The 15,200-nt window shown below is 57.0% G+C and carries 15 protein-coding genes and 1 riboswitch; of the genes, 8 read left to right on the forward strand and 7 right to left on the reverse strand.

What is annotated here, in order from left to right; genetic code table 11:
- Positions 1–7: 7 nt before the first annotated feature.
- The gene (gene mazG, locus EKM04_RS05065) at positions 8–844 is read right to left on the reverse strand and encodes a nucleoside triphosphate pyrophosphohydrolase (RefSeq protein WP_183896844.1); all 837 of its coding nucleotides are present in this window, start codon (positions 842–844) and stop codon (positions 8–10) included.
- A gap of 25 nt (positions 845–869) precedes the next feature.
- The gene (locus tag EKM04_RS05070) at positions 870–1,457 is read right to left on the reverse strand and encodes a tRNA-specific adenosine deaminase (RefSeq protein WP_183896845.1); all 588 of its coding nucleotides are present in this window, start codon (positions 1,455–1,457) and stop codon (positions 870–872) included.
- 233 nt (positions 1,458–1,690) lie between these two features.
- Here EKM04_RS05070 and cysG point away from each other — a divergent pair, with 233 nt between their 5' ends.
- From cysG to EKM04_RS05095, 5 genes are all read left to right on the forward strand, one after another.
- Complete coding sequence (gene cysG, locus EKM04_RS05075; RefSeq protein WP_183896980.1) at positions 1,691–3,151, forward strand: siroheme synthase CysG; 1,461 nt, start codon at positions 1,691–1,693, stop codon at positions 3,149–3,151.
- The gene (locus EKM04_RS05080) at positions 3,144–3,458 is read left to right on the forward strand and encodes a DUF2849 domain-containing protein (protein WP_174153213.1); all 315 of its coding nucleotides are present in this window, start codon (positions 3,144–3,146) and stop codon (positions 3,456–3,458) included. The genes cysG and EKM04_RS05080 overlap by 8 nt, the downstream gene beginning before the upstream one ends.
- 8 nt (positions 3,459–3,466) lie before the next feature.
- Positions 3,467–5,137, forward strand: coding sequence for a nitrite/sulfite reductase (locus EKM04_RS05085; RefSeq protein WP_183896846.1), 1,671 nt, complete (start codon positions 3,467–3,469; stop codon positions 5,135–5,137).
- Positions 5,138–5,148: 11 nt separating this feature from the next.
- Positions 5,149–5,655 carry a DUF934 domain-containing protein gene (locus EKM04_RS05090; protein ID WP_174153215.1) on the forward strand — a complete coding sequence of 169 codons (507 nt, stop codon included), beginning with the start codon at positions 5,149–5,151 and terminating at the stop codon, positions 5,653–5,655.
- A 144-nt stretch (positions 5,656–5,799) separates the two neighbouring features.
- Positions 5,800–6,612, forward strand: coding sequence for a ferredoxin--NADP reductase (locus tag EKM04_RS05095; RefSeq protein WP_183896847.1), 813 nt, complete (start codon positions 5,800–5,802; stop codon positions 6,610–6,612).
- Between the two features lie 50 nt (positions 6,613–6,662).
- Here EKM04_RS05095 and EKM04_RS05100 read toward each other — a convergent pair whose 3' ends face one another.
- Positions 6,663–7,937: an MFS transporter gene (locus EKM04_RS05100; RefSeq protein WP_183896848.1), complete on the reverse strand. Its 1,275-nt coding sequence runs from the start codon at positions 7,935–7,937 to the stop codon at positions 6,663–6,665.
- Positions 7,938–8,079: 142 nt separating this feature from the next.
- On the opposite strand from EKM04_RS05100, the gene EKM04_RS05105 reads away from it, so the two are divergent.
- Positions 8,080–8,583: a hypothetical protein gene (locus tag EKM04_RS05105; protein ID WP_174153218.1), complete on the forward strand. Its 504-nt coding sequence runs from the start codon at positions 8,080–8,082 to the stop codon at positions 8,581–8,583.
- Positions 8,584–8,650: 67 nt separating this feature from the next.
- On the opposite strand, the gene gcvP is transcribed toward EKM04_RS05105, so the two are convergent.
- The 4 genes from gcvP to EKM04_RS05125 form a co-directional block, all read right to left on the reverse strand.
- Positions 8,651–11,515, reverse strand: a complete 2,865-nt coding sequence (gcvP, locus tag EKM04_RS05110) for an aminomethyl-transferring glycine dehydrogenase (protein ID WP_183896849.1) — start codon at positions 11,513–11,515, stop codon at positions 8,651–8,653.
- The gene (gcvH, locus tag EKM04_RS05115; protein ID WP_174153220.1) at positions 11,515–11,877 is read right to left on the reverse strand and encodes a glycine cleavage system protein GcvH; all 363 of its coding nucleotides are present in this window, start codon (positions 11,875–11,877) and stop codon (positions 11,515–11,517) included. The genes gcvP and gcvH overlap by 1 nt, the downstream gene beginning before the upstream one ends.
- A 15-nt stretch (positions 11,878–11,892) precedes the next feature.
- Positions 11,893–13,032, reverse strand: a complete 1,140-nt coding sequence (gcvT, locus tag EKM04_RS05120) for a glycine cleavage system aminomethyltransferase GcvT (RefSeq protein ID WP_183896850.1) — start codon at positions 13,030–13,032, stop codon at positions 11,893–11,895.
- Positions 13,033–13,185: 153 nt separating this feature from the next.
- Positions 13,186–13,273: riboswitch (glycine riboswitch) on the reverse strand.
- 127 nt (positions 13,274–13,400) lie between these two features.
- Positions 13,401–13,586 carry a DUF3008 family protein gene (locus EKM04_RS05125; protein WP_174153251.1) on the reverse strand — a complete coding sequence of 62 codons (186 nt, stop codon included), beginning with the start codon at positions 13,584–13,586 and terminating at the stop codon, positions 13,401–13,403.
- A 130-nt stretch (positions 13,587–13,716) separates the two neighbouring features.
- Between EKM04_RS05125 and EKM04_RS05130 the strand changes: the two genes are divergently transcribed.
- Entirely contained in the window at positions 13,717–14,124 is a 408-nt protein-coding gene (locus EKM04_RS05130) for a hypothetical protein (protein ID WP_183896851.1), read from the forward strand.
- Between the two features lie 70 nt (positions 14,125–14,194).
- A complete protein-coding gene (locus tag EKM04_RS05135; protein WP_183896852.1) occupies positions 14,195–15,196 on the forward strand; it encodes a copper chaperone PCu(A)C domain-containing protein in 1,002 nt (333 codons plus the stop codon).
- Positions 15,197–15,200 lie beyond the last annotated feature (4 nt).

The raw sequence follows: 15,200 nt of genomic DNA on the forward strand, positions 1-15,200 counted from the left end.
AGGCTCCCTACGGCTCAATCTGGCGCTCGATCGCCTTTGCCGATTGCCACAGTTCCTCCATCCGCTCCAGTGTTGCCGCCTCGAGCGTTTCGCCATTTTCGCTGAGCGATGTCTCGATGTGGCGGAAGCGGCGGCGGAACTTGGTGTTGGTGCCGCGCAGGGCGTTTTCCGGGTCTGTCTTGACGTGACGCCCCACGTTGACGAGGGCAAATAGCAGATCGCCCAGTTCGTCGGTTACCTTTTCCGGTTTGCCCGACGCCAGAGCCTCTCGCAGTTCGGCGATTTCCTCTTCGATTTTATCAAGGATGGGCTCGGGTGCCGACCAGTCGAAGCCAACCTGTGCCGCCTGTTCCTGAAGTTTCAACGCTTCCGTCAGAGATGGCTGCGTGCGCTGGATCGATCCCAGAAACCCGGTTTTGAAATCCTCGGTCATTCCGCGCGCGGCACGACGCTCGGCACGTTCCCGCTTCTCCTCAGCCTTGATAACATTCCATTGGATTTTAACCGATTCCGGCGTGTCAGCGTCAGAGACATCAAACACATGCGGGTGGCGGCGGATCATTTTCGATGTCACGGCCTCGACCACATCGCCAAATGAAAACGCACCCATTTCCTCGGCAATGCGGGAATGAAACACCACCTGCAACAACAGGTCGCCAAGCTCTTCGCACAGATCGTCCAAATCGTTGCGCTCTATGGCGTCGGCGACCTCGTAGGCCTCCTCGACTGTGTAGGGCTTTATCGTTTCAAACGTCTGCACGATATCCCAAGGGCACCCCGTTTCGGGTTGCCGCAATGCTTCCATTATCTCGATGAGACGGGAGATATCCTTCGAGGGTTCCATATGCTGGCTGCTTTCTGCTGCTGGTTCAGTTCAGGGGAATTTCATTTTCAGCCTTGGAGGACTGATAGTTTGCCGACAGGTCTGCGTAAATTTTCTTGATACGGGCGACCTGATCTTCAAGATATATCTTGCGCTGCGCCTCTTCGGTCTCAACCAGATCGGTGACGAAATACGACGTCCAGAACGCATTGCTGCGCCTGTAGCCGCCTGGCTCCAGTCCAAAGACTTCTTTCAGAATTTTCAGATCATGCGGGATAGCGAAGGCATCACGTGAATCTTCATGGCTGAAGAAAGAATAGAAATTATCGAACCCGGCCCATGTTATGGCTGACATACACATTGTGCAGGGTTCATGGGTGGAAAGAAAGATCAGCTCTTTAGGATCCGGCTTTTCACCCAATTCATGAAAGCGCTTCAGCGTATGGACTTCACCATGCCACAAGGGGTTTTCCAGCTCATTGTTGGTTTCCGCCACCACGAGCGACAGGTCTGATTTGCGCAATATTGCGGCGCCGAAGATCTTGTTGCCCAGTGCGACGCCCTGTTTGGTCAGCGGCAGAATATCGTTCTCGATGACATCGAGAAGACGAGAGGCGATCGTGTGTTCAGTCAAGGTATGTTCCTGTTCAATTGGAGCCTCATCATTGGGCATTCGACAGCAAATATCGCCAGAAAAATGCACAAAATTTGTAGATAATAGTTGGAATTACAACAGTGTGACGAATTCGAGCCACCGGTCGCTTTTCCTCCAAATCAGCGCTTGCCGAGAAATAAAAATCTACTGCAATATAGCAATGGAATTTCTGTACCTTCAATCCTGACGCATGATCGGACATAAGTATGGGTATGCTTACGAACGCCCCAGACAAAGCTGACCATCGGCTTACGACTTTTCCTGCTTTTTTCAAGGTGGAGAAGCGTCCCGTCGCGGTTTTTGGAAATGGCGATGAGGCGTTCGCCAAGGTCCGTCTTCTGCTTAACACAAGCGCTGATATTCGCGCGTTTGCCGACGCTCCGCAGGATGACTACGCGGCCTTGCTGGGGCAGGGACATGTGACGCATCACCTGCTGCCTTTTTCGCCGGAACTCGTTGAGGGTATGGTCCTCGTTTTTGCGGCGACCGGTGAAGAAGCGCTCGACCGTCAGATTGTCGATGCTGCTCGTTCTAGATCAATTCCCGCAAATGCCGTGGATCAGCCCGGTTACTGCGACTTCTACACACCGGGCCTGGTGTCCCGCGCGCCCCTTGCCGTTGCCATCTGTACCGAAGGTGCGGGGCCGGTTTTGGGTCAGATCGTCCGTGCGCGGATCGATCAGATGCTGGCGCCGTCTCTTGGTCGGCTTGCCCGTCTGGCGATCGAGTACCGGGATGCGGCTGAACAGAATATCCCCAAGGGTGCTTTGCGTCGAAATTTCTGGCGGCGTTTCTTCTCTGGCAGCGTCGCCGATTCCGTTGCCCTGAACGATATCGACGCGGCGCATGACGCTGCTGCACATCTGCTGGCGTCGCCCGAGCGTCCTGAAGGCTACGTCTGGCTGGTCGGCGCGGGTCCGGGTGCCGAAGATTTGCTGACATTGCGCGCCCAGCGCGTCCTGATGCAGGCTGATGTCATTGTCTACGACGCGTTGGTACCACAGGAAATCGTGAACATGGGCCGACGCGATGCAGAGCGCCTTTCGGTCGGCAAGCGCAAGGGCTGTCACTCGAAATCGCAGTCCGACATCAACAGGCTTTTGGTGACATTGGGTGAGGAGGGCAAGCGCATTGTCCGTCTCAAGTCCGGCGACCCGCTTGTCTACGGTCGTGCAGCCGAGGAAATGGCGGCGTTGCGGGAGGCCGGCATTGGTTACGAGATCGTGCCGGGCATCACCTCAGCGTTTGCGGCTGCCGCCGATTTTGAATTGCCGCTGACGCTGCGTGGCGTTGCGTCTTCGCTGATTTTTACCACCGGTCACGATCTCGCGGGAGACATCCTGCCGGACTGGGCGCGTCTGGCGGTGTCGGGTGCGACGATTGCGGTCTATATGGGCCGTTCGGTCGCCGCATCAGTGGCAACTCGGCTGATGAATGCTGGCCTTAATGGAGATACGACGGTTGCTGTCATCGAAAATGCCAGCAGGTCCTATCGCCGCCTTATGCATGGGACACTAAAGGATCTACCCGACCTGGAACATCGCGACGAACTGACCGGTCCGGTCATGGTTATCATCGGCGATGCAGTTGCGGGTGCGAATTTCGAACGGTCGGAAGCGTTGGCATCTACCGATGTCCTTTCTGATCCAAAGCAGGAGTATGCAAATGGTTGACAAGGTTCTGACAGCCAACCGTCTCGATGACGGCATCGCCGTATGGCTCGATGCGAACGGTGTCTGGAACGAAGATCTCCAGTCAGCGCTCGTTGCCCGTCACGCTGAGGCGGAAGCCTCGCTCGAAGAGATTGGCAAGCGCGATTTTTCCGCCAATAAGGTGGTGGATGTGAACATCGTCGACGTGACCGAAGAGAACGGCCTGTTGTGGCCGACACGCCTGCGTGAACGCATCCGCGCTGCTGGCCCAACCATTCCATACGCCGACGGCTTCAAGGCAGCCGACGCGGCGTTCATTGCAGTCTGAGGAATATCATGTACCGCTACGACGAGTTCGACCACGCTTTTGTCCAAGGTCGCGTGGAGCAATTCCGCGATCAGGTGGAACGACGCCTTTCAGGTGAGCTGGCGGAAGACGCTTTCAAGCCGCTGCGCCTGATGAACGGCGTTTATTTGCAGCTGCATGCCTATATGCTGCGCGTCGCCATTCCCTACGGCACCCTGAATGCCAAGCAAATGCGGATGCTGGCGCATATCGCTCGCAAGTACGATCGAGGGTACGGCCACTTTACCACGCGCCAAAACATTCAATACAACTGGCCGCGCCTTGCTGATACACCAGATATCCTGGCTGAACTGGCAAGCGTCGAAATGCACGCATTGCAAACATCCGGCAATTGCATACGCAACGTCACGGCTGATCACTTTGCCGGCGCTGCGGCCGATGAAGTTGCCGATCCGCGCCCCTATGCGGAAATCCTGCGTCAATGGTCATCCGTACACCCGGAGTTTTCCTTCCTGCCACGCAAGTTCAAGATTGCCGTCACGGGTGCAGAGAAGGATCGCGCTGCCATTCAGGTGCATGACATCGGTTTGCATTTGAAGAAGAACGAAAAGGGCGACATTGGCTTTGCCGTTTATGTCGGTGGCGGGCAGGGCAGAACACCGATGATCGCCAAAAAGATCAACGACTTCTTGCCAGAAGAAGATTTGCTGTCTTACACGACTGCGATCATGCGTGTTTATAACCTGCACGGCCGTCGCGACAACAAGTACAAGGCGCGCATCAAGATCCTCGTTCACGAAACGGGTGCTGAGGAGCTCGCGCGTCAGGTAGAAGCAGAATTTGCTCAGCTGAAAAATGGTGAGCTGAAACTGCCAGATGGCGATATCGCGGCCATCACGTCCTATTTCGCGCTGCCGGATTTGAAGGCGCGTCCTGAGGGATGGGAAAGTCTGGCTCGCTGGAAAAAGGCAGATATGGATTTTGCCCGCTGGGTGGACCAGAACGTCCAGCCGCACCAGAACCCGGATTACGGCATGGTGACGGTTTCGTTGAAGCCCATTGGCGGCATTCCCGGCGATGCCTCCGACGCGCAGATGGATTTGATTGCCGACATCGCCGAAGAATACGCTTTTGATGAAATTCGCATCAGCCACGAACAGAATATCATTCTTCCGCATGTGGCGTTGGCCGATCTGGAACCCGTCTATCGTGCCCTTCTGGGGTCAGGTCTCGCGACTGCGAATGCCGGGTTGATTACCGATATCATCGCCTGTCCGGGCCTGGATTATTGCGCGCTGGCCAATGCGCGCTCTATTCCGGTCTCGCAGGAAATCTCCAATCGCTTTGGTTCGCCGGAACGTCAGGCCGAGATTGGTGAACTGAAGATCAAGATTTCCGGCTGCATCAATGCCTGTGGCCACCATCATGTCGGCCATATCGGTCTGCTCGGTGTAGAAAAGAAGGGCGCTGAACTCTACCAGATCACGCTGGGTGGATCGGGCGACGAGAACTCGTCCATCGGTGAAATCATCGGTCGTGGTTTTGAGCCGGAGAAGGTAACGGACGCGGTGGAGACCATCGTCGATACTTACCTTGGCCTGCGCTTGTCGAAAGAAGAGACGTTTCTTCAGGCCTATCGCCGCGTCGGCGCGCAGCCTTTCAAGGAAGCGCTCTATCCGGCAGCCGCCGCAGCCGCATAAGGAACAGCAGGATGACGAAAATCTGGAACGAAAGCGGCTTCGTGGAGAACGATCCGTGGGTCATCGAGACCGAAGAGGTCACGGCGCAGGACGGCCAACAGGCGGTTCTGAGCCTCGATGCCTTCATTTCGCGCGCCGAGGAAAGCAATGATATCGGTCTTGGTGTTCTCGTGACACCGGCGGATGACGTCGAAAAGCTGCGTCCCTTCATCGACCGCATTGCCCTGGTTGCTGTCAGCTTTCCGGCGTTCAGCGATGGTCGCGGCTTCAGCCACGCGTCTCTGTTGCGAACCCGCCTCAACTATCCGGGCGAGTTGCGGGCGGTGGGTGACGTGTTGATCGATCAGGTGCCGCTGATGCTGCGCACCGGCTTTACAAGCTTTGCGGTGACGAATGAGACTGCGATCCATCGTCTGTCAGAAAATCGTCTGCCCGCAATCGACGTCTATTACCAGCCGACGGCGAAACCATCGGCGGTTGGAGAAGCCTACAGCTGGCGTCGCCAAAAAGCAGGCTGAGACATTGCGTAGAAATATGAGTTTTTGACACGAATTTCCGCGCGCATATCACCAATGACAATCCTGTACCTTCAAAAGCAGGTCCGGATGGTTTATTGCCCCAGCTGACACTATTGCATATCACGTGAAATGGACGGATAGAGAATGAACGCTCCAGCCAAAACGGAAGAATTTTCGGCGAAAATCCCCGATGGCGTTTACGCCGAAACGGTACTTTCGGTCGAGCACTATACCGATCACCTGTTCCGTTTTCGTATGACGCGTCCTGCCGGCTTCCGTTTTCGTTCAGGTGAATTCGCCATGATCGGCCTGATGGTTGGCGATAAGCCTGTCTATCGTGCCTACTCTATCGCCAGCCCCGCTTGGGATGAGGAACTTGAGTTCTTTTCCATCAAGGTGCCGGATGGCCCTTTGACCTCACATTTGCAGCAGATCAAGCCCGGCGACACCGTGCTGATGCGCAAGAAGCCGACAGGCACGCTGGTGCTGGATGCTCTGACGCCGGGCAAGCGCCTCTATATGTTTTCGACAGGAACGGGGATCGCGCCCTTCGCCAGCTTGATCCGTGATCCCGAAACCTATGAAAAGTTCGAGGAGGTCATCCTCACCCACACGTGCCGTGACGTGGCAGAGCTGAAATACGGCTTCGATCTCGTCGAAGAAATCAAGAACCATGAGTTCCTCAGCGAGTTGGTCGGCGATAAACTGAAGCATTATGCAACGGTCACGCGCGAAGACTACGCTTTCACGGGTCGCATCACTGACCTTATCGAGAATGGCAAGCTGTTTGCGGATCTCGGTGTGCCGTCGTTCGACCCCGCAATTGATCGTGGAATGATCTGCGGATCGTCCGCCATGCTGAAGGATACAAAGACACTTCTGGAGCAGGCAGGCCTGAATGAAGGGGCGAACAACAAGCCTGCGGAGTTCGTTATCGAACGCGCATTTGTTGGCTGATCATTCATCTCTGAACTGAAAAAAGGAAGCCCACGGCTTCCTTTTTTGTATCAAACCTTTGCTTTAGCTTCTTCCTGGCTGGGCGCTATATCGTGTCTGAAGATCAGGAAGAGAACGATCGCGATGGCTGCAATACCGCCCCCAACAAGGTGGGATAGCGCGTAACCGCCGGCCGTGGTCAACCAGCCGGCTACACCGTTGCTGAGGGAAGCGCCGATGCCTTGTACGGTCATAACGCTGGCGAGCCCGACGTTGAAGCGTCCGGTACCCTTCAAGATGCGTTCAACGGCAATCGGGGTCGCGATGCCGAGAAGACCGGCTCCAATACCGTCTAGCAATTGAACAGGATAGATGACCCAGAAATCGCTGAAGGATGCTGCGAGCACGCCACGGATGGGTAGAGCTGATAGCGCGATGATGAACACCGCCGAAAGCCCGAAACGACGGATAAGCCAAGGGGTGAGCGCCGCCACGAAGATCATGGCAAATTGTGCGACACCGGTGATGATCGCGGTGGTGCGGAAGGGTGTGTTGAGCTCGATCGCGAAGTTTTGCGCGATCAGCCGTCCCATGGGTGCATTACCGAAGTGGAAAATCAGAAGGATAATGGACAACAAGATCAGTCCACGCTCCTTGAAGAGGACCTTGAAGCCGGATGGTCCCGGCTCGCCTTTATCATGGCCCAGGCCGCGCGCCACCTTATGGTCGATGCGTTTGGGATCGATGGCCACAACGGCGGCGAGGGCGCCGATGGCGGTTGCGACCATAAGACCGATCACGCCGGAAATGCCGAAAGCGGTGACAGCGAAGTAGGTCGCAAACAGCGAGACAAAATTACCGCCGTGGTTCCAGAACTCGTTGCGCGAAATCTGCTGGGAGAACAACCGTTCGCCAACCAGACCCAATGTTAAACCGGCAAGAGCCGGACCGACAACGGCACCAACGACTGCCGTCATGATCTGCCCGGTCCAGACCACGGCCTCATTCGTAAAGATGAGCGTGATCAACGCACCGAGCGTCACCAGCACCACCGGCACGGCAATCAGTGTCCGTTTCCACGTCGATCCATCGACAAGAGCGCCACAGAGCGGCGTGGCAGCGAGCCCGATGAGGCCACCGACCGTGGCGATGACGCCCAGTTGCATCGCTGACCATCCATTGGTCGCAAGAAATGCATCCAGAAACGGTCCAAGCCCGTCACGGGCGTCCGCAAGGAAAAAGTTGAGGGCGGCGAGCGCGAAAATCGAGCGGTCTGAAAGGCCCGTGTTCTGGGAACCTCCGGAGGAGCGTCCGCTTTCGGCGAGAGGCGTTGTCAGCGTTGTCATGAAGGGCTTTCCGAAAGGGATGAGACGAAGCTGGCGAGAAACGCGTGGAACAGGTTTAGGTTGCTTATGAAGTATAACGACAGATGCAAAGGAACCATCATTGCGGTGGGGCGTTCGATTTTCACAAACAAGGAAAACGCGCATGAACGCCAAACTGATTTCCATCGTCGCACTCGCGGCAGGGCTGGCAGCATCCCCGGCATTGGCTGACGAGAGCCAGTTTCTTTCTTCACTGAAAGGAAGCTGGAAGGGGTCCGGTACTGTCACGATGAAAATAGGCTCGAAACCCATCAACGTCACTTGCACCTTCGACTCAACCGCCTCGGGTCCGACCCTGCGAATGAACGGAACATGCCGCGGACTGTTGGTGGTCCGCCGTGCAATTTCCGCCGACTTGCGTGCGTCGGGTACGCGCTACCGGGGCAACTATGTCGGTCCATCCGGAATACCTTCAGCACTTTCTGGCAGCCGTAGCGGCAACTCCGTCAATCTCTCGGTCGCCTGGAAGCGTGTCATCAATGGGGACCGGGTCGCAGCAATGACGATTACGAAAGTTGGCAACAACGGCTTGCGTTTGCGCACCACCGACAGGGATGGCGCTGGCGGACCAACGGTTGTTACAGCTGATATTCAGCTAACCCGTTAATGATAAGCATTTTCCTTATAGTGAAAAGGCCCGGATCGCTCCGGGCCTTTTTGTGTTCGTTCGCTTTTTATTCCGCAGCTTCCGCATACTCGCTCATCGGCGGGCATGTGCAGATGAGGTTGCGGTCGCCGTAGACGTTGTCGACGCGGTTGACCGGTGACCAATATTTGTCCACCCGGAACGCACCCGGTGGGTAGCAGGCCTGTTCGCGTGAGTAGGGACGATCCCACTCGCCGACCAGATCTTCCACGGTGTGAGGCGCGTTCTTCAGCGGATTGTTGGTCTTGTCGGACCGGCCTTCCTCGATGTCGCGGGCTTCCTGACGGATAGCGAGCATCGCGTCGCAAAAGCGGTCGAGTTCGGCCTTTGGCTCGGACTCGGTCGGCTCGATCATCAGCGTACCGGCTACAGGCCAGCTCATCGTCGGGGCGTGGAAGCCGCAGTCGATCAAGCGCTTGGCAACATCGTCCACCGTCACGCCACAGCTGTCGTTCAGTGGACGGGTGTCGATGATGCATTCATGTGCCACGCGTCCGGCCTCGGACTTGTAAAGCACATCGTAAGCACCCTTCAGCCGTGCCGCGATGTAGTTGGCGTTCAGGATCGCGACCTTGGTCGCCTGCGTCAAACCTTCGCCGCCCATCATCAGGCAGTAGCTCCAGGAGATCGGCAGGATCGAGGGTGAGCCGAACGGTGCTGCCGAGACCGCACCTGAACGCCCATCGCTGGCCGGGTGGCCGGGCAGGTAAGGCGCCAGATGCGCCTTGACGCCGATTGGGCCCATACCGGGACCGCCGCCGCCGTGCGGAATGCAGAAGGTCTTGTGCAAGTTGAGGTGCGAAACGTCGGAGCCGATATCGCCCGGACGGGACAGGCCGACCATAGCGTTCATGTTGGCACCGTCGAGATAGACCTGGCCGCCATGCGCGTGCGTGATATCGCAAATTTCCCGGACCGTCTCTTCAAACACGCCGTGGGTCGATGGATACGTGATCATGCAGCACGAGAGGTTGTCTGCGTACTGCTTTGCTTTTTCACGGAAATCATCGATATCGATATCGCCGTTTTCACGCACTTTCACCGGGATGACGCGCATTCCCACCATTTGCGCCGAGGCAGGGTTTGTGCCGTGTGCGGATGTCGGGATAAGGCAGAGATCACGATGCGCATCACCCCGTGCGAGGTGGTAGTTGCGAATGGTCAGGAGACCCGCATACTCGCCCTGCGCACCGGAATTCGGCTGCATGGAGAAAGCGTCGTAACCGGTGACTTCGCACAGCTTGGCAGAGAGATCGTCGATCATCTCCTTGTAGCCCAGCGCCTGATCGGCTGGTACGAAGGGATGAATATCGGAAAATTCCGGCCATGTGATCGGCAGCATTTCGGCTGTCGCGTTCAGTTTCATGGTGCAGGAACCGAGCGGGATCATGGAGCGATCAAGCGCCAGATCGCGGTCCGAGAGACGGCGGATGTAACGGGTCATCTCGCTCTCGGCGCGGTTCATGTGGAAGATCGGATGCGTCATGTACTGGCTGGTGCGCAACAAATCTTTCGGCAGGCGGTACTCCGGTTCGAAATCCGAGATCGAGAAATGACCGCCAAAGGCACGCCAGACGGCTTCGAGCGTCGCCGGGCGTGTGCGCTCATCGAGACTCATGCCGATCTTGGTTGCGCCGATCTTGCGAAGGTTCACTCCACCTGAAACAGCCGCGCCCAGGATAACGCCCTGCATGTGGCCAACATCGACGGTAATGGTGTCGAAGAATGTCTCAGGCTCGATCACGTAGCCCAGCTTTTCGAGCCCCTTTGCCATCAGCACGGCTTTCTGGTGGGTCTGCTGAGCAATGGCCTTGATGCCTTGCGGGCCGTGGAATACGCCATACATCGAGGCCATGACGGCGAGAAGCACCTGCGCGGTGCAAATGTTGGACGTGGCTTTCTCGCGGCGGATGTGCTGCTCGCGTGTCTGGAGCGACAGGCGGTAGGCACGGTTGCCGCGCGCATCGACGGATACACCGACAAGACGACCAGGCATGGATCGCTTGATCGCATCCTTGACGGCCATGAAGGCTGCGTGTGGGCCACCGTAACCGACGGGAACACCGAAACGCTGAGAGGAGCCAATGGCGATGTCAGCCTTCATTTCGCCGGGCGATTTCAGAAGCGTCAGCGCCAGAAGATCGGTGGCCACGGCCGCAATCGCACCGGTCTGGTGCAAGCGCGAGATCAGGCCCGTGAAATTATTCACGTGGCCATGCGTTCCGGGATATTGGAACAGCGCACCGAAAACATCGACAGGGTCGAGATCGGTGAAGGGATTGCCGACAATGACGTTCCAGCCCAGTGGCGCGGCACGCGTTTGGATGAGCGCAATGGTTTGCGGATGGCAGTTGGCGTCCACGAAGAAGGCCGTCGCCTTGGACTTCGCCACGCGCTGGCACATGGCCATGGCTTCGGCAGCAGCCGTTGCTTCATCGAGGAGCGAGGCGTTGGCGACATCCAGACCCGTCAGATCGGAAATCATGGTCTGGAAGTTCAACAGCGCCTCAAGACGGCCTTGAGAAATTTCCGGCTGGTACGGCGTATACGCGGTGTACCAGGCCGGATTTTCCAGAATGTTGCGCTGGATGACGGGCGGCGTGATGGTGCCGTAATAGCCCTGACCGATGAGCGAAGTCAGGACCTTGTTCTTGTTGGCGGTTTCGCGAAGACGATCCAGCGCCTCGCGTTCCGTCAGCGCAGTGCCCCAGGCGAGCGGCGTCTTCTGGCGAATGGAGGAGGGTACGGTCGCATCGATGAGCGCATCCAGGCTGTTATAGCCGATGACCTTCAGCATATCCGTCATTTCCGACGGTGACGGCCCGATATGACGCCGGTTGGCGAAGTCATAGGGCTGATAATCGGTGAAATGGAACTCTGTGGGAGTCGTCATTACGCAATAAGCTCCTTATAGGCCGCTTCATCCAGCAGCGCATCGGCGTCGGACGCGTTGGCAAGCTTGAGCTTGAAGAACCAGCCCGCACCCTGCGGATCGGAGTTGACCAGCGACGGGTCGTCGACGATGGACTGATTGATCTCGGTGATTTCGCCGTCAAGCGGACAATAGACGTCCGATGCTGCCTTGACGCTTTCAACCGTTGCGGCATCTCCATCCTTGGAGAAGGTTGCGCCGACTTCCGGCAATTCCACGAAGACCAGATCGCCCAACTGTTCTGCGGCGTGGGTGGTGATGCCAACAATTGCGACATCGCCTTCAATCTTCAGCCACTCGTGTTCTTGAGTAAATTTCAGCATTGGTCTCTCCGGAAACTAGCGTTTGTACGTGGGTGTAATGAAGGGCAGGGCAGCAACGGCCACTGGCAGATACTTGCCGCGAACTTCCGCGAAAATAGCCGTGCCAGGTGTCGCGAATTCTTTTGGCACGTAACCCATGGCGACAGGGCCTTCGACCGTCGGGCCGAAACCCCCCGATGTGACTTCGCCGATTTCAGTCTTGCCTTCTGCGTCGGCAAACAGCTTGGCGTGGCCGCGCACGGGCGCCTTACCTTCCGGCTTCAGGCCTACGCGGCGGCGGGTCGTGCCGTTTGCCAGCTCACCCAAAATTCGATTTGCACCAGGAAAACCGCCCTCGCGATCACCTCCTGTCCGACGCGACTTCTGTATCGCCCAGTCAAGCGAGGCTTCGATCGGCGAGGTCGTGGTATCGATATCATTGCCGTAAAGGCAGAGACCAGCCTCGAGACGCAGGCTGTCGCGAGCACCAAGGCCAATGGCTTCACAGTCAGGGTGTGCAAGCAGCGCGTTCGCAACCTCTTCGGCCTTGTCGGATGGAACAGAAATTTCAAAACCGTCTTCGCCGGAATATCCGGACCGGGAGACGATGCAGGGAACGTCATGCAGCGGAATTTCACGCACATCCATGAATTTCATGGCGGACACGCCCGTCCAAAGTTCGACCAGAACAGCCTCGGCACGGGGACCCTGGAGAGCAATCAAAGCGCGGTCATCGAGCAGTGTGATATCGCAGCTATCGGAAAGATGCGCTGTCATATGCGCAACGTCCGCGTCCTTGCAGGCGGCGTTTACGACGACGAAAAGATGATCGCCACGGTTGGTGATCATCAGGTCGTCCAGAATGCCACCATTGTCATCGGTGAAGAAGCCATAGCGCTGACGGCCTTCTTTCAGAGTGAGGATATCGACGGGAACCAGCTTTTCGAGTGCCAGCGCTGCGTCTTCAACCTTCCCTGACTTTGCCCTCACGATAACCTGACCCATGTGGGATACGTCGAACAGCCCGGCGGATGTGCGGGTGTGCAGGTGCTCCTTCATGACCCCGGCAGGGTAATGCAGAGGCATATCATAACCTGCGAAAGGCACCATGCGCGCGCCAAGAGACATATGAAGGGAATGCAGTGGTGTGACTTGTAACTCGGCTGTATCGGCCAAGGACGCCTCCAGGGTTACGCGATGTCGCGCGGGCTCATGTCAAGACACCGTTGAAAGTGCCGGGTTCAAGAGCCCCCTCTGTCCTTGTCGCCTGAGATTGTTATCCCTTCGGCGAGCCGTCCTTGTGCAGGTGGCTTCTCTCCAGAGTTCCGTCCTTTTCCGCTGGTCCTTTTGCCTGAGAGTTTCCGGGGCGGTTGCTCCTTCGGCCCCGCATTGAAGCGGTGTCTCCCAGCGGGATAGACCTTCATTATCTGCTAAGCCAGTTTCTTGGCAAGGACCAAATGACGCAGCCAAGCAGTTTTTTGTTCCGCTTGCGCCATCCCTGACACGAGACGGCGGCACGTCGCCTGCGCTTTTCGCGAAGGCAGCTAACCGGCTTTTTTCTCCGGCAGCTTTTTGTGCTTGGTAGACGCCAAATCCTCAAGTTCCTTTTCTGTCATGGACTTAGCCATGGTTTTTGAAGCACCTTGTAAGCGTGATTTTGGCATGTCGCCGCGTTTGGCGGCAAGTGCGGCCCCGGCTGCTTTCTGTTGGGCTTTGGACTTTGCGGGCATGATGATCTGTTCCTCAGGGTTTTCGAATGGTGGGGAAACGTGTCTTTGAATGCGGTGGTTCCCATCGCGCGCAATTGCGCTTTGATTTACGACAAAAACCGAGATATCGCTTCGTGTCATGAGAGCCTCGATGAGCAAGCAACTGGTATCGGCGACAACGATTCTGCGCATCTTTTGCGCCACGCTGATGCTGTCGCTGGGTTTTGCTCACAGGCCGGTCGAGGCTTTGGCGGCTCCTGCGCGTGCTTTCGATGAAGCCTACCGTTTTCCCGACGGAAGTTTTGCCGAGATTTGCGAAGCGCATGCAGATGTCGATGCGCCTCATAAAACCAGGAAGTCGGATCACTCAGGCATGCCGTCGCTCTTTTGCGACGCCTGCCGTCTGGCGTCCTCCATTCTTCTCCCAACACCGGACGCGACGTCCTGGGTGAGGGCGCATTTCGCGTGGCTGGACAATCGCCCTACGCCTTACATGTCGCCATCGCAGAGTGTCGATGACCACCGCCCCAGAGCCAGGGCACCGCCTGTTCCTCTTTGATCCTGATAATAACTTTTGCCTGAAACGATGATTGCCGCGCTCCAGGAGCCGCAATCGAGAGGATTCAAAGATGAATATTCGTCACATTTCGCTGTACACCGCTTTGCTGACATCCGCTTCTGCCCTGCCGGCGCTCGCTCACACCAGCTTCGTCAACACCACAGCCGCACAGGAAAGCACCATCGTCGCCGCCCTTCAGGTTCCGCATGGCTGCGAGAGTGGCCTTGCCACCACAGAGGTGCACATCAAGCTTCCGGAGGGCTTCATTTCGGCGAAACCACAACCCAAGGCAGGTTGGGACATCGAGGTCATGCAAGGCGATTACCAGAAGAGTTACATGAACCACGGCACCGAGGTTAAAAGCGGACCGGTGGAAATTCGCTGGAAGGGCGGCGATTTGCCGGATGCCTATTACGATACCTTCAATGTGCAGGGGAAGATTTCCGGCGTCGATGCGGATACCAACCTGCCATTCAAGGTGACGCAGGTGTGCGGGAAGCAGGGAACAGCACGCTGGGATGAGATTGCCGCAAACGGCCAGGACCCGCATGCGCTCAAAAACCCGGCACCCACCATTCACATCGTCGCCCAGCAATCTTCAGGCATGGAGCATGACCACAGCTCGGCTGCCCCAGATCACGGCGCCATGGAAGCGATGGAGGATGTCGTCAAAGTCGGAGATTTGGAAATCTCTGATGCGATGAGCAAGGCCATGCTTCCCGGGCAGCCGGTCGGCGGCGGTTTCGTTACGATCAAGAATGATGGTTCTGTTGATGATCGTCTGGTTTCGGTGGCGTCGCCACTCGCCGGTCGTGCCGAAATTCATGAAATGGCGATGGTCAATGATGTCATGAAAATGCGCAAACTGGATGCCGGTATCGCCATTCCCGCTGGCAAAACGGTTCAGCTGACGCCGGGGGGCCTGCATTTCATGTTCTTTAATGTCAGCAAACCCTTCGCCGAGGGCGATAAGGTACCGGTAACACTGACGTTCGAAAAGGCCGGGAGGGTCGATGTGATGATGAACGTCGGCTCAGCCAGGGGTGGCCAGGAAAAGCATCAGCACAACTGATCAG

Origin of the sequence: Rhizobium skierniewicense Ch11 (genome assembly GCF_023757665.1) — a bacterium.
Classification (GTDB): domain Bacteria; phylum Pseudomonadota; class Alphaproteobacteria; order Rhizobiales; family Rhizobiaceae; genus Agrobacterium; species Agrobacterium skierniewicense.

What these genes read in the sequence shown, in the direction of transcription:
- mazG (WP_183896844.1), bottom strand. Translation starts at nt 844, where the DNA reads ATGGAACCCTCGAAGGATATCTCCCGTCTCATCGAGATAATGGAAGCA.
- cysG (WP_183896980.1), top strand. Translation starts at nt 1,691, where the DNA reads ATGCTTACGAACGCCCCAGACAAAGCTGACCATCGGCTTACGACTTTT.
- EKM04_RS05080 (WP_174153213.1), top strand. Translation starts at nt 3,144, where the DNA reads ATGGTTGACAAGGTTCTGACAGCCAACCGTCTCGATGACGGCATCGCC.
- EKM04_RS05085 (WP_183896846.1), top strand. Translation starts at nt 3,467, where the DNA reads ATGTACCGCTACGACGAGTTCGACCACGCTTTTGTCCAAGGTCGCGTG.
- EKM04_RS05090 (WP_174153215.1), top strand. Translation starts at nt 5,149, where the DNA reads ATGACGAAAATCTGGAACGAAAGCGGCTTCGTGGAGAACGATCCGTGG.
- EKM04_RS05095 (WP_183896847.1), top strand. Translation starts at nt 5,800, where the DNA reads ATGAACGCTCCAGCCAAAACGGAAGAATTTTCGGCGAAAATCCCCGAT.
- EKM04_RS05100 (WP_183896848.1), bottom strand. Translation starts at nt 7,937, where the DNA reads ATGACAACGCTGACAACGCCTCTCGCCGAAAGCGGACGCTCCTCCGGA.
- EKM04_RS05105 (WP_174153218.1), top strand. Translation starts at nt 8,080, where the DNA reads ATGAACGCCAAACTGATTTCCATCGTCGCACTCGCGGCAGGGCTGGCA.
- gcvP (WP_183896849.1), bottom strand. Translation starts at nt 11,515, where the DNA reads ATGACGACTCCCACAGAGTTCCATTTCACCGATTATCAGCCCTATGAC.
- gcvH (WP_174153220.1), bottom strand. Translation starts at nt 11,877, where the DNA reads ATGCTGAAATTTACTCAAGAACACGAGTGGCTGAAGATTGAAGGCGAT.
- EKM04_RS05125 (WP_174153251.1), bottom strand. Translation starts at nt 13,586, where the DNA reads ATGCCCGCAAAGTCCAAAGCCCAACAGAAAGCAGCCGGGGCCGCACTT.
- EKM04_RS05130 (WP_183896851.1), top strand. Translation starts at nt 13,717, where the DNA reads ATGAGCAAGCAACTGGTATCGGCGACAACGATTCTGCGCATCTTTTGC.
- EKM04_RS05135 (WP_183896852.1), top strand. Translation starts at nt 14,195, where the DNA reads ATGAATATTCGTCACATTTCGCTGTACACCGCTTTGCTGACATCCGCT.